Annotated in this window: 9 protein-coding genes; 4 read left to right on the top strand and 5 right to left on the bottom strand. The window is 67.6% G+C overall.

Annotation, left to right across the window (positions count from 1 at the left end; translation table 11 throughout):
• Positions 1–30: 30 nt before the first annotated feature.
• Complete coding sequence (locus tag GY812_11890; protein MCP4436177.1) at positions 31–1,221, top strand: glycosyltransferase family 4 protein; 1,191 nt, start codon at positions 31–33, stop codon at positions 1,219–1,221.
• Between the two features lie 25 nt (positions 1,222–1,246).
• On the top strand, positions 1,247–1,894 hold the full coding sequence (locus GY812_11885) for a hypothetical protein (protein ID MCP4436176.1): 648 nt from the start codon (positions 1,247–1,249) through the stop codon (positions 1,892–1,894).
• Between the two features lie 23 nt (positions 1,895–1,917).
• Here the strand turns inward: GY812_11885 and GY812_11880 are convergent, their stop codons facing one another.
• Both GY812_11880 and GY812_11875 read right to left on the bottom strand, forming a co-directional pair.
• Positions 1,918–2,643, bottom strand: a complete 726-nt coding sequence (locus tag GY812_11880; protein MCP4436175.1) for a nitroreductase family protein — start codon at positions 2,641–2,643, stop codon at positions 1,918–1,920.
• 1 nt (position 2,644) lies between these two features.
• Positions 2,645–3,436 (bottom strand): SDR family oxidoreductase, encoded by a 792-nt coding sequence (locus tag GY812_11875; protein MCP4436174.1) that lies wholly within the window; start codon positions 3,434–3,436, stop codon positions 2,645–2,647.
• Positions 3,437–3,621: 185 nt separating this feature from the next.
• Here GY812_11875 and GY812_11870 point away from each other — a divergent pair, with 185 nt between their 5' ends.
• Together GY812_11870 and GY812_11865 are read left to right on the top strand one after the other, a co-directional pair.
• A complete protein-coding gene (locus GY812_11870) occupies positions 3,622–3,903 on the top strand; it encodes a hypothetical protein (GenBank protein ID MCP4436173.1) in 282 nt (93 codons plus the stop codon).
• A gap of 199 nt (positions 3,904–4,102) precedes the next feature.
• Complete coding sequence (locus tag GY812_11865; protein MCP4436172.1) at positions 4,103–6,595, top strand: hypothetical protein; 2,493 nt, start codon at positions 4,103–4,105, stop codon at positions 6,593–6,595.
• Here GY812_11865 and GY812_11860 read toward each other — a convergent pair.
• From GY812_11860 to gltB, 3 genes are read right to left on the bottom strand one after another with little or no spacing between them, the layout of a single operon-like run.
• Entirely contained in the window at positions 6,561–7,436 is an 876-nt protein-coding gene (locus GY812_11860) for a glycosyltransferase (protein ID MCP4436171.1), read from the bottom strand. The genes GY812_11865 and GY812_11860 overlap by 35 nt on opposite strands.
• Positions 7,437–7,439: 3 nt before the next feature.
• Complete coding sequence (locus tag GY812_11855; GenBank protein ID MCP4436170.1) at positions 7,440–8,909, bottom strand: glutamate synthase subunit beta; 1,470 nt, start codon at positions 8,907–8,909, stop codon at positions 7,440–7,442.
• Between the two features lie 8 nt (positions 8,910–8,917).
• A complete protein-coding gene (gltB, locus tag GY812_11850; protein MCP4436169.1) occupies positions 8,918–13,483 on the bottom strand; it encodes a glutamate synthase large subunit in 4,566 nt (1,521 codons plus the stop codon).
• Positions 13,484–13,643 lie beyond the last annotated feature (160 nt).

Raw genomic sequence — 13,643 nt, 5'->3', positions numbered from 1 at the left:
TGGGGGGGCGTTCTGAAGCATAGGAGTTGAGTGAACACACCCGAAGCCAGCGACGAAGTGCGCCGCCGCATTGCGGACCTCGCCGAGGAAGCAGGCATCCGCACGGTACACATGCTCGCGTGGCGTGACCTCGACGACGACGAGGCAGGTGGATCCGAGATCCACGCCCACAACATCGCCTCGATCTGGGTGCAGTCCGGCATCGAGGTGACCCATCGCACCTCGGCTTCGGGCGGCCGGCCACCCGAAGCCGACCGGGAGGGCTACCGGGTGGTGCGACGGGGCAGCCGCTACTCCGTGTTTCCCCGTGCCGGAGTCGCTGAGGCCGTGCACCGCTACGGCCCGTGTGACGGTCTCGTGGAGATCTGGAACGGAATGCCGTTCGCCTCGCCGATCTGGCGTCGCGGCCCCCGAATGATCTGGCTGCACCACATCCACGGTCCTATGTGGGGGATGTCGCTGCCGAAGCCGATCGCCGCCGCGGGGGTGTTCCTCGAGGAGCGCATAGGTCCGAAGCTGTACCGCAACCAACCGATCGTCACCCTGTCGCGGTCCTCCGAGGAGGAGATGCTCGAGCTGGGGTTCCCGGCACAGAACATCACCGTCATAACCCCGGGCGTGGACCCCGGTTACACGCCGAAGGGCCCCAAGAACCCCACCCCACTGGTGATGGCAGTCGGGCGCCTGGTGCCGGTGAAGAACTTCGGCCGCTTGGTGGGCATCTGGTCGAAGGTGGTCGAAAAGGTACCCGATGCCGAACTCGTGATCGTGGGTGAAGGCTACGAACGCCCTGACATCGAAGCCGAGATCGCACGGCTCGGGCTCAGGGACTCCGTGAGGCTGCCCGGCCGGGTGAGCGACGCCGAACTGCTCGACCTCTACCGCCGTAGCTGGGCGGTGGCCTCGGCGTCGGTCAGGGAGGGCTGGGGCATGACGCTCACCGAGGCAGCGGCGTGCGGCACCCCCACCGTTGCCACCGACATCGCAGGTCACGCCGACGCTGTTGCACCCGGCAGCTCGGGCATCCTCGCCGACACCGACGACGACATCGCGGCGGCACTCACCCAGGTACTCACCGACTCCGAACTGCGCGCCCAGCTCTCGGAAGGCGCTGTGCAGCGAGCATCCGAGCTCACGTGGCAGCACGCTGCGTTGGCCAACTTCGAAGTGCTCGCAGCCGACGCCCGGCGTCGCAACTGGGCGATGCGCAACAGCCGATGAGCGAACTGGTACGGGCAGGCGCCAGATGAGCGACGACTTCGTGTTCGGCGTCGACCTCGACGGCGTGTGCGCTGACTACACGGGTGCGTTCCGTGCCGCTGTGGCCCGCCACCGGGGCATCGACGAGTCGGAGCTGACCACCGAGGTCACCTGGGACTACTCCGAATGGGGCCTCGACCGAGACGGCTTCCTCGATCACCACCGGCGCGCCGTGCTCGAGGAGGACATGTTCCTGACCATGGAAGCCATCGAGGGGTGTGCCGAGGCACTCTGGCGACTGTCGGACGCCGGCGTTTGGATCCGCATAATCACCCACCGACTGGTCGGCAACTGGTCGCACGCAAAGGTGGTGGCCGACACCGTGTCGTGGCTCGACGCCAACCGGATCCCCTACCGCGACCTCTGCTTCCTCGGCGCCAAGCCCCAGGTGGAGGCCGCCGCGTACATCGACGACGCGCCGCACAACGTGGAGGCTCTGCGGGCCATGGGCAACACGGTGATCGTCTTCGACCAGCCCTGCAACCAGGGACTGGACGGGCCGCGTGCCAGCCACTGGGACGAGGTCGAGGCGACCGTGTCAGACCTGGTCACCGAGCGACTGGGCGCCTTCCCCGGCCAGCTGCCCGGAATGGACGCCGGGGCCGACCGCCTCGACCGCCATCACGAGTCCTGACCGGGCACCTGTGCACCTGCTGCTCAGCGACGCCAGCGGGTGTGGCGGGTGCCTTCGGGTTCGGTCAGCCAGTCGGCCTCCGCGCCCCAGCATCCATCGTGCACGAACCCCTCGACGGGCATGCGGCGTACCGGCCCCTGACGACCGGCTGGGACCCCGAGCGTGATGGTCGCGGCGAGGAACACGTCGTCGGGAATGCCGAGCACGTCGCGCAGTTCGCCCTCCACAGCGCGGTGCCAGGTCATGATCGTGGCCCCGTAGCCAAGGGCGCGTGCAGCCAGCAGCATGTTCTGGCAGGCCGGATACACCGACGCCCCGATCGTCTCCTCCGGCCCCGGCCGGTGCCGCAGCGCCGCCACGATGACCACAACGGGGATCTGTTCGAAGTTGTCGACGAAGTGCTCCATCGTCGCCGCCATGCGTCCCTTGGGAGAGTCTGGCTCCACCCCGGTCCCCTCGTCGTAGCCGTCGGCCTCGCGCTTGGCGGTCCAGATGTCCCGCGCAACTCCCCCGATGAGCGCCTTGGCGCGGGTCGACTCCTCGCTGTCGCGCAGCACGATGAACCGGAAGTTCTGGCGGTTGGATCCCGACGGTGCTCGGCTGGCGGTGAACAGGATGCGCGACAGGTCCTCTTCGGGCACCGGATCGGTCCTGTACCGCCGCATCGCACGCATGGTGGACATCGCATCCAGGACCTCATCGGCGAACGGATGCCGGTTGGGAAGCTCGTTGGCGTCGGCGGCAGGCATGTCAGGTGTTCTGCACGGTCAGGCCACCGTCCACGGCCAGCACCGCGCCGGTCGTGTAGGTGTTGGCAGGCAGCAGCAGCGACATCGTCATCTGGGCCACTTCAGCCGGATCGCCGTAGCGGCGCATAGGAACCCTGCGGCGGGCGAAGCGCTCCTTGTCGTCGTCGGGGATGATCGCGGTCATCCCGGTGTGGATCGGTCCCGGGCAGATGCAGTTGACCGTGACTCCCCTGCCGGCCAACTCCATCGCCGCCGAACGCGTGAAGCCGATCACGCCGTGCTTCGCGGTCGTGTATGCCGACAGGTAGCGCGTGGCGCCCAGGCCTTCGGTGGATGCGATGTTGACCACGCGGCCGTCGCCATTGCGGCAGAGGTCCTCGATGCAGGTGCGCAACACGTTGGCGGGTCCGGTCAGGTTGACCGCCATCGTCCGATCCCACGCCGCGGTCCACTCAGGCGAGTCGAGGGCGGCCGGAAGGCTGATGCCGGCATTGTTGACAAGGCCGTCCACCCGGCCGAGGTCGGCCACGGTGCGCAGGTGGGCGTCGGCAACCGAGTCGGAATCCGAGACGTCCGCGACGACGGCGAGTGCTTCGCCTGCGTCGCCCGCTGCATCGGTGGCCAACCGGGCGGTCTCCTCGATGGCCTCGCCGTTGAGGTCCCAGCAGCTGACGCGGGCGCCGTGGCGTGCGAGCAGGGTGGCCGTCGCCCGGCCCATTCCGCTGGCCGCGCCGGTCACGACCATCACGCGTCCCGCGATCGACCTGGGGTCACCATCCGTTGATCCGTTCATCGCGGCGAAACTAGCGGGCCTCGGGTGGTTCGGATCCCGGTCGTCACCAGTTCGCCCGGATAGCCGGCCGCGAGCTACCGGTGGTGTTGATACCGCCATGGCCCGGCCCGGGCGATCGCAGCGAGGCCCCGCGGAGCACGGCGGGCGAGGACGGACGTCGTCGCAGACTCGCGTAGCCTGTCCACGTGCCCTGGTCCGAACTGCTGCGGGGCATCGTCGTGACGATGCTGGTCGGGGCGCCACTCGCCCTGAGCGTCTGGGCGCTGCTCGACGCCGCACGGCGACCGCAGTGGGCGTGGGCCCTTGCCGAACGCAACCAGCTCGCCTGGATGACCATGATCCTGCTGGGCATCCTCTTCGTGTGCGCGGGCCTGGCGATCTCCGGCTGGTACCTGCTCAGGGTCCGCCCCGTGGTCGCAGCCGTGGAACGCGGCGAACTCCCACCCACACGCGATTCAGAACCCTGAGCCCGCAATCCGTTGCCCCTGGGTGCCCACGCCGGTGGCTATGTCCCCGTGCCCGAAGCCAGCAGATCCCCGGGGCCCACCCGGCGACCTGACGGCATGCCCCGCCACCTCCGAGGCGTGCCACACCCGCTCTGCTCGTCGAGCACCTTGTCGGACGGTCTGCATGGTGCAGCGGACGCCGCATTAGGTTCGCTGGTTGATGCAGACCGAGGAACTGTCGACCAAGGAGCCGGCGACCGACGACGATCAGGCTGGGGGTGACCAGCCGGCGCAGCAGCCGATGGGTATGAGCCGCCCGGCGGCCCTGGCTGCGATCTTCGTGGTCAGCCTCGCCGGGTTGCTGCTGGAGGTCGCCTACACCCGCGTCATCTCATTCAAGCTCTGGTACTACTACACCTACCTCGTGATCGGGCTGGCGTTGCTGGGGCTCGGCAGTGGCGCGACCGCCGTGGTGCTGTCCAAACGCCTGCGCGGCGCGAACACGCCGGCAGTCCTGCGCTGGTCGTCGCTGCTGGGCGCCCTCAGTGTGGTCGTCGGCTACAGCGTCGTGGCGTGGATCCCCATCGACACGATCGCCCTGTGGGACTACGGCACCGGTAGGTCCCTGCGCAGCTTCGCCGCACTGGGTGTGATCTGCATCGCATTGTTCGCCACGTTCATCGCCATCGGGATCATTGTGGCGACGCTGCTCGGCCGCGGGGGCGACGACGTGGGTCGTCTGTATTTCTCGGACCTGATCGGGGCGGGCATCGGATGCGCCGTGGTGGTGGCGCTCATCTCCACGGTCGGGCCGCCGAGCGTGATCATGTTTGCCGCGGCCACGCTCGCGGCGCTCGGGGCGGCGCTCAGCTGGAACCGCTCCATGGCGATGCGCTGGGGAGCCGTGGGAGTCACGGCGCTGATGGTGGTTCTGGGAGTGCTCGGCGAGGACTCACTCCCCACGATCCGCACCGAGGACGCGAAGGTCGCCAATGAGGGAGCCGAGGCGAGCGGCTGGGGGCCGGTGTTCCGCGTCGATGTGGGTCCTGTGCCGTTCTCCGACGACAGCCTGTTCCTGATCCACGACGGCACCTGGGGATCGGCCATCCACCGCTTCGACGGCGACGTCGACGGCCTCACCCGGTTCGACACAGACCCACGTGCGTGGCCGTTCGACGTGATGGGTGATCCGCCGGAACGCGAGCTGATCATCGGCTCCGCCGGCGGCAACGAGATCCTGGCGTCGCTGTACCGGGGCGTGGAGGACATCGAGGCCGTGGAGCTCAACCCGGTCACGGTCGACCTGCTGCGCGGTGAGTACGCCGACTACTACGGCAACCTCGAGGACTTCGACGAGGTCACTGTCACCCAGGGCGATGGTCGCTCCTACCTTGCCCGATCCAACGGCGACTTCGACCTGGTGTGGTTCGTGGCACCCGACAGCTATGCGGCCAACAACGCCGCTTCCTCCGGCGCCTTCGTCCTCTCTGAGAGCTTCCTGTACACCGAGGACATGATCGAGGAGACCCTCGCCCACCTGAGCGACCGGGGCATGTCCGTCGCCCAGTTCGGCGAGGTCGACTTCGACGCGCGCCCGAACCGCACCGCCCGCTACGTGGTTACCGCCCGCACCGCCCTCGAGGCGTTCGGCGTCGATGACCCCTCCCAGCACCTGCTCGTGGGACGGGGCACGGACCCGCTCTCCGGCGGGCTCTCCACGATCATGGTCAAGCGCACTCCTTTCACCGCCGAGGAGGTGCAGTCGTTCGAGCAGGCGGTGCAGCTCACCCCGGGTGGCGAGGTTGTCTACTCCCCCGGTGGTGCACGGTCCGACAGCCCCGTGGCCGACCTGGCGGCCGCCGAATCACCCGAGGCACTCGACGAGCTGGTGGCCGCCTACCCCGCTGACGTTCGTTCCATCAGCGACGACGCACCATTCTTCTGGCACTTCACGCCCTTCACGGAAGTAGCCGGAGACATGTTCAGCAGTGCCACGATCGAGGACCGCGAGGTGGCCATCGGCGAACGCGTCCTGCTCCTCTTGCTCGGAGTGGCCGCTCTCTTCGCTGTTGTGTTCCTGCTGCTGCCGTTCGTGGTGATCCGCAGGCAGTGGAAGAGGCTCCCTGCCAAGGGCACATCCGCGGTGTACTTCGCAGCGCTCGGACTCGGGTTCATGCTGTTCGAGATCACGATGATCCAGCAGCTCGCCGAGTACCTCGGTTACCCCAGCTACTCGTTGACGGTCACGCTGGCCTCGATCCTGGTCTTCACCGGCATCGGCGCGCTGTGGTCCAACCGGTTCTCCGCCGAGCCCACCCGCGCCCTTCCGGTGCTGCTCGGCGTGCTCGCGTTCCTCACGGTGGCCTACCGCCTGTGGCTGGGCCCCCTGACCGATGCCACGCTGACCGCGCCGTTCCTGGTGCGGGTGCTGATCGCGTTCGTGGTGCTTGCACCTCTCGGGCTGTGCCTCGGCATGTTCATGCCGTTCGGCCTGCGCACCGTGGCGGGGCTCAGCGACCATGCCGACGAATACGTGGCCTGGGGCTGGGCGATCAACGGCGTGTTCTCCGTGATCGGCTCGGTACTCACCACGATCCTCGCCATGTCGTGGGGATTCGGCACCGTGCAACTCATCGCCCTCGGCACCTACGTGATCGCTGTGGCGACGCTGTTCCGACTCAGCTCGGCGGGGGCCCGAACCGTCGCAGCATGAAGTCGCGCACGCCGGCCACCCGTGCTGACGCGTCGAAGACCGGCGGTTGCGTCGAGCGGTCACGCAGCCCGCGGACAATCTGGATCATCGTGAAGCAGATGCGGATGAAGGCGTGGTACCAACCAGACATCTCCTGCACCAGCAGCAGTGTGTTTCTGGTCTGCAGGTAGTCCACCATCCACACCGATGACCCGAGGGTGACGTTGTGCACCATTGCGCCGCGCACCAGCCCCACCTCCCAGCCCGCCTTGCGCGCCCGGAGGGCCAGGTCGGCCTCTTCGCAGTAGGAGAAGAACCGCTCGTCGAACAGGCCCACCTCGGCCAGGCAGCCGCGCCGCAGCATCATCAGGGTTCCGTGCGGATAGTCCACCGGCTCCCAGCCGGGCTCGTTGCCACCGGGCACCGTCATGCCGCCGAAGTACGGGTCGATCACCGGCACCATGGCGTCACCCACGTCGGCGCAACAGAGCCCCGCGGTCGGCACGGCGCCAGCTGCGTCAAGCATCAGCTCGAATGTCTCGCGCCCGACCTCGACATCGTGGGGAACCAGGGCCACCCATTCGCCGTCACCGGGACGCTCCAGGAAGCGTCGCAGGCCAAGGTTGGCCCCGGGGCCGAAACCGAGGTTGGAGCCGGCATCGACGATCTCCGCCGACCCCGCGCCCGGTAGCGCGGCCAGCCGGCTCTCCAGCTCGGCGCGCTCCTCGGCACCCGAGCCGTTGTCGACGATGGTGACGCGCACGGCCACAGTGCTGTCCAGCAGGCGCGTGACTGTGGCCGCGCAGTCAGCAGGGCTGTTCCAGTGGACCACCACCACCCGCAGCGGTGGCTGAGGTGACATGACTCAGGTCATCGGACGGTCGGTGGGAAGCACAGGAGCAGGAAGGTCCGTCTCACCCATGAGGTGGCGGTCGACAGCCGCCGCACACGAGCGGCCTTCCGCGATCGCCCACACGATGAGGCTCTGCCCCCTGCCGGCATCGCCGGCCACGAACACATCGGAGACCGTGGACTCCCAGTCGTCGTTGCGCACCACGTTGCCGCGCTCGTCGAGCTCGACACCGAACTCGTCGAGCAGACCAGTGCGCTCCGGACCGGTGAAGCCCATGGCCAGCAGCACCAGATCGACTTCGAGTTCCGACTCGGTGCCCTCGATCGGCACGAAGTTGGGACGGCCGTCCACCATCTCCTGGCTCACCTCCACGAAGCGGACGGCACGCACGTTGCCGTCCTCGTCGCCGACGAACTCGCTGGTGTTGACCGCATACACCCGCTCCCCGCCTTCCTCGTGGGCAGATGTGACCTTGTAGATGAAGGGCCAGGTGGGCCATGGGTTGGCGGGCGGACGCTCGTCGGGCGGACGCTCCATGATCTCGAACTGGTGAACGGACTCCGCTCCCTGGCGGTGCGACGTGCCGAGGCAGTCCGCACCGGTGTCGCCGCCGCCGATGATCAGCACCTTCCTGCCGGCGGCCGAGATAGGCACCTCGTCGACGGCCAGGTCGCCCTCCTGGGCCTTGTTGGCCCAAGGAAGGAAGTCCATCGCCTGGTGGATGCCACCCAGCTCACAGCCGGGAACGGGTAGGTCGCGAGCCTGGGTGGCCCCGGTGGCGATGACCACCGCGTCGTACCCGGAGCGCAACTGTTCGCCGGTGATGTCCACGCCCACGTTGACATTGCGGCGGAACTCCGTGCCCTCTGCGCGCATCTGTGCGAGCCGGCGGTCCAGCACCGACTTCTCCATCTTGAATTCAGGGATCCCGTAGCGCAGCAGGCCGCCGATTCGGTCCGCCCGCTCGTAGACCACCACGCGGTGCCCGGCTCGCGTCAGCTGCTGTGCCGTTGCCAGGCCCGCCGGCCCGCTGCCGATGACCGCCACGGAGCGACCGGTGTGACGCGTGGGTCGCAGCGGTGCCACCGTGCCGTTGTCCCAGGCGGTGTCGACGATCGTCACCTCGACCTGTTTGATGGCCACCGGAGGCTGGTTGATGCCCACCACGCAGGCCGTCTCACACGGTGCGGGGCACAGGCGACCGGTGAACTCGGGGAAGTTGTTGGTGGCGTGCAGGCGGTCCATGGCCGTGTCCCAGTAGCCGCGGTACACGAGGTCGTTCCAGTCCGGGATGATGTTGCCGAGCGGACACCCGCTGTTGCAGAAGGGGATGCCGCAGTCCATGCAGCGGCTTGCCTGCAGACGCAGTTCCTCGCTCGGGAAGTCCTCGTAGACCTCGTCCCAGTCCTGCAGTCGTACGGGCACCGGCCGGTGCTCGGGCGTGCTGCGCTCGTGCTTCAGGAAGCCCTTAATGTCACCCATCGATCCTCCTACTGCTGGGCCGCGGCCATCACGGTCTCGACCACGTCCAACCCTTCTCGTTCAGCCCTCGCCGTTGCTTCCAGCACCCGGCGATAGTCCCTGGGCATCACCTTCACGAAGCGGCGCAGCTCCGTCTCGAAGTCGTCGAGCACGCCCTGGGCCACCGTCGATCCGGTCTCGCTGCGATGTGCCTCGATGGTGCTGCGCAGGAAGTCCACGTCGGCGGCGTCCATCTCCTCGATCTCGACCATCTCGAAATTGACCCTCGAGGCGAAATCGCCGGTCGCGTCGTGCACGTACGCGATCCCGCCGGACATGCCCGCGCCGAAGTTGCGGCCCGTCTCTCCGAGCACGACCACCCGGCCACCTGTCATGTACTCGCACCCGTGGTCGCCCACGCCCTCGACCACCGCAGTGACTCCGGAGTTGCGCACGCAGAATCGCTCACCGACCACACCACGCAGGTACACCTCGCCGCCGGTGGCGCCGTAGCAGATCACGTTTCCGGCGATGATGTTGTCCTCCGGCACCAGGTCCTTGTGCGAGTCGGCCGGCGGAGCCACCACGATGCGCCCACCCGAAAGGCCCTTGCCGACGTAGTCGTTGGCGTCGCCGTGCAGGCGCAGCGTGATGCCGCGGGGCACGAACGCGCCGAAGCTGTTGCCGGCGGAGCCCTCGAGGTCGATGACGATCGAGTCGTCGGCGAGCCCGGCGGCACCGTGCACCTTTGTGAGTTCGTGGCCGAGCATCGTGCCCACGGTGCGGTTGACGTTGCGGATCGGCACCTTGAGGTGGATCGGCGTGCCGTCGTCGATGGCTTCGAGACACTCCTCGATCAGACTGATGTCGAGAGCCTTGGCCAGGCCATGGTCCTGCTCGCGGACGTTGAGGTAGTCGTCCTCGTCCCAGGGCTCGACCGCCTCGAGGATCGGGCTCAGGTCGAGCCCGCTGGCCTTCCAGTGGTCGACGGCGTCGCTGGTGTCGATCATCTCCACGTGGCCGACGGCCTCGGCGATGCTGCGGAAGCCGAGCTCGGCCAGCAGCTCGCGGGCCTCCTCGGCGATGTAGGTCATGAAGTTCTCGACGAACTCGGCCTTGCCCGAGTACCGCTCGCGCAGCTCGGGGTTCTGGGTGGCTATGCCGACCGGGCAGGTGTCGAGGTGGCAGACGCGCATCATGATGCAGCCCGACACCACCAGCGGTGCTGTGGCGAACCCGAACTCCTCGGCTCCCAGCAGCGCACCGATGACGACGTCTCGGCCGGTCTTCATCTGGCCGTCGACCTGCACAACGATGCGGTCGCGCAGGCCGTTGAGAAGCAGCGTCTGCTGGGTCTCTGCGAGGCCGAGTTCCCACGGTGCACCTGCGTGCTTGATGGATGTCAGCGGGCTGGCACCAGTGCCACCGTCATGACCCGAGATCAGCACCACGTCGGACTTGGCCTTCGCCACCCCGGCCGCGACCGTTCCGACGCCCACCTCGGCGACGAGCTTCACATGGATGCGCGCCGACGGGTTGGAGTTCTTGAGGTCGTGGATCAGCTGGGCCAGGTCCTCGATCGAATAGATGTCGTGGTGTGGTGGCGGGGAGATGAGTCCCACGCCGGGCGTGGAGTGACGCACCTCTGCAACCCACGGGTACACCTTGTGACCGGGCAACTGGCCGCCCTCGCCCGGCTTGGCCCCCTGGGCCATCTTGATCTGGATGTCATCCGCGTTGGTCAGGTAGTTGGCCGTGACCCCGAACCGACCGGACGCCACCTGCTTGATCGCGGACCTGCGCAGGTCGCCGTTGTCGTCCGGCGTGAAGCGATCGGGATCCTCGCCACCCTCACCGGTGTTGGACTTGGCGCCCAGCCGGTTCATGGCGACCGCGAGCGTCTCGTGGGCCTCGGCGGAGATCGAGCCGTAGGACATGGCGCCGGTGGAGAAACGCTTCACGATCTCGGACGCGGACTCGACCTCTTCGACAGGGACTGCGGGCCGCTCACCGGTGCGCAGCTTGAACAGACCACGCAGCGTTGCGAGGTTGCGCGACTGGTCGTCGACCGCGGACGTGTACTCCTTGAAGACGTCGTAGCGCCCGCTGCGCGTGGAGTGCTGGAGCTTGAAGACCGTCTTCGGGTTGAAGAGGTGGTATTCACCCTCGCGACGCCACTGGTACTCGCCGCCGGACTCCAGCCCACGGTGGGACCGACCGGTGGGGCGCAGCGGGTAGGCCTGCGCATGGCGGCGCCGCACCTCCTCGGCGACCTCGTCCAGGCTGACGCCACCGAGACGGCTTACCGTGCCGGTGAAGTACTCCTCGACAAGCTCCTCGCCGAGACCGATCGCCTCGAAGATCTGCGCACCGGTGTAGGAGGCCGCGGTGGAGATGCCCATCTTGGACATCACCTTGAGGATCCCCTTGCCGGAGGCCTTCACGTAGTTGCGCACAGCCTCATCGAAGTCGGTCATCGTGGTCGGGCCATCCTCGATGAGTTGCTCGATCGAGTCGAACGCGAGGTACGGGTTGATGGCCGCGGCGCCGTATCCGAGCAGCAGGCAGTGGTGGTGCACGGTGCGTGCCTCGCCGGTCTCCACGATCAGACCCACCCTTGTGCGGGTCTTCTCGCGGATCATGTGGTGGTGCACCGCAGAGGTGGCCAGCAGCATCGGGATCGGGGCGAGATCCTCATTGGACATCTCGTCGGAGAGCACGATGATGCTCACACCCTCCGCGATCGCCTCCGAGACCTCCGCGCGGATCCGCTCGAGTGCGCGGCGCAGGCCGGGCCCGCCGGAGAATGCCGGGAAGAGGCAGCGGATCTTGCGGGAGCGGAACCGGGCATCGACCTCCTCGATGTGCAGGATCCGCTCAAGGGAGTCGTTGTCGATGATCGGGTATGGCAGCTCGATCAGCTGGCAGCTCTCGGGGCCCGGCTCCAGGATGTTGGCCTCCGGTCCGACGTAACGGTCGAGGCTCGTGACCAGCTCCTCGCGGATGGCGTCCAGAGGCGGATTCGTGACCTGTGCGAACAGCTGCTTGAAGTAGTCGTAGAGCAGCTTGGGACGCTCCGAGAGCACCGCGAGGGGCGTGTCGGTGCCCATCGACCCGAGCGCCTCCATCCCGTTGCGGGCCATGGGCTCGATGAGGACCTTCAGTTCCTCGATCGTGTAGCCGAACGTGCGCTGTTCGCGCAGCACGTCGCGGCGCGACTCGGTGATGTGTGCGATGTAAGGCAGGTCCGCGAGGCGCTTCACGCCCTGTTCGAGCCATTCTCCGTACGGATGCGCAGCGGCGAGCTCGGACTTGATCTCCTCGTCATCGATGATGCGGCCCTCGGATGTGTCAATCAGGAACATGCGTCCGGGCTGGAGCCGTCCCTTCTTCACCACGGTCGACGGGTCGATGTCGAGCGTGCCGACCTCCGATGCCATGACGACGAGGCCGTCGTCGCAGACCCAGTAGCGCGACGGGCGCAGTCCGTTGCGGTCGAGCACCGCGCCGACCACGGTGCCGTCGGTGAACGTCACCGATGCCGGGCCGTCCCACGGTTCCATGATCCCGGCGTGGAAGCGGTAGAAGTCCCGCACCTCCTCGGTCATGTCCTTGTGGTTCTCCCAGGCCTCCGGGATCATCATCAGCATTGCGTGGGGTAGCGAGTAGCCGCCCATGTGCAACAGCTCCAACGCCTCATCGAGGCGTGCGGTGTCGGACGCGCCGGGCGTGCAGATCGGGAAGATCCGCTCCAGCTCCTCGGGGGTCGCGCCGCCGGGCAGCAACGGGGAGCTGAGCAGTGCCTCGCGTGCACGCATCCAGTTCTGGTTGCCCTGCACGGTGTTGATCTCACCGTTGTGGGCCACGTACCGGTAGGGGTGCGCGAGCGGCCAGGAAGGGAAGGTGTTGGTCGAGAACCGCGAGTGGACCAGGCCCAGAGCGGAGGTGAACCTCTCGTCACGCAGATCCGGGAAGAACTCACCGAGCTGGGGAGTGGTGAGCATCCCCTTGTAGACGATCGTGCGGGCAGACAGGGATGGGAAGTAGGTGGCGGACTCGCCATTGGAGCGGAGCACCTCGTGCTCGACGCGCTTGCGCACCACATAGGCGAGTCGGTCCAGGTCGATACCGGCGCGCTCGGAAGTGGCGTCGGCCACGAAGAGCTGGTGGAACGACGGCATGGACTTCCGTGCGGAGGATCCGATCGACGATGGGTCGACGGGAACCTCGCGCCAGCCCAGGACGCGGAGGCCCTCTTCGGCACAGATCTTCTCGATCGAGTCGCCGGCCGCAATTCGCTCGGAGTCGCCAGCGGGCATGAAGCCGATGCCGACCGCGTAATGGCCTGGCGCCGGGAGGTCGAATGGGACCTCGGCGCGCAGGAATTCGTCGGGAACCTGCACGAGGACACCCGCCCCGTCACCGGTGTTGCGCTCGGCGCCGGTGGCTCCACGGTGGTCGAGGTTGCACAGGGAGGTGAGGGCCTTGTCGACCAGGTCGTGGCTTCGGCGGCCGTGCATGTCGACCACGAAGGAGACGCCACATGCGTCGTGCTCCTGGTCTGGCCTGTAGAGCCCGGTGGCTCCGGGGGTCATTGCGTTCATCTGGGTTTCCTCTGCCCGCTCGGGCGCGTCGATGCACTTTTCGGCGTCGTTGCCGTCCGCGTTGTTGCGCGGGGGATGCTCCGTCGTTGGAGCGCTGCCGTTTGCATGGTCACCCCGTCGTTGGGGCCCGGGCCGCAGCACCGCGGCCGTT

The sequence above is a fragment of the Actinomycetes bacterium genome (assembly GCA_024222295.1).
In the GTDB taxonomy this organism is placed as follows: Bacteria; Actinomycetota; Acidimicrobiia; order Acidimicrobiales; family Microtrichaceae; genus JAAEPF01.
This window is presented reverse-complemented; position numbering and strand designations above follow the sequence as displayed.

What these genes read in the sequence shown, in the direction of transcription:
- GY812_11865 (MCP4436172.1), top strand. Translation starts at nt 4,103, where the DNA reads ATGCAGACCGAGGAACTGTCGACCAAGGAGCCGGCGACCGACGACGAT.
- GY812_11855 (MCP4436170.1), bottom strand. Translation starts at nt 8,909, where the DNA reads ATGGGTGACATTAAGGGCTTCCTGAAGCACGAGCGCAGCACGCCCGAG.
- GY812_11860 (MCP4436171.1), bottom strand. Translation starts at nt 7,436, where the DNA reads ATGTCACCTCAGCCACCGCTGCGGGTGGTGGTGGTCCACTGGAACAGC.
- GY812_11875 (MCP4436174.1), bottom strand. Translation starts at nt 3,436, where the DNA reads ATGAACGGATCAACGGATGGTGACCCCAGGTCGATCGCGGGACGCGTG.
- gltB (MCP4436169.1), bottom strand. Translation starts at nt 13,483, where the DNA reads ATGACCCCCGGAGCCACCGGGCTCTACAGGCCAGACCAGGAGCACGAC.
- GY812_11885 (MCP4436176.1), top strand. Translation starts at nt 1,247, where the DNA reads ATGAGCGACGACTTCGTGTTCGGCGTCGACCTCGACGGCGTGTGCGCT.
- GY812_11880 (MCP4436175.1), bottom strand. Translation starts at nt 2,643, where the DNA reads ATGCCTGCCGCCGACGCCAACGAGCTTCCCAACCGGCATCCGTTCGCC.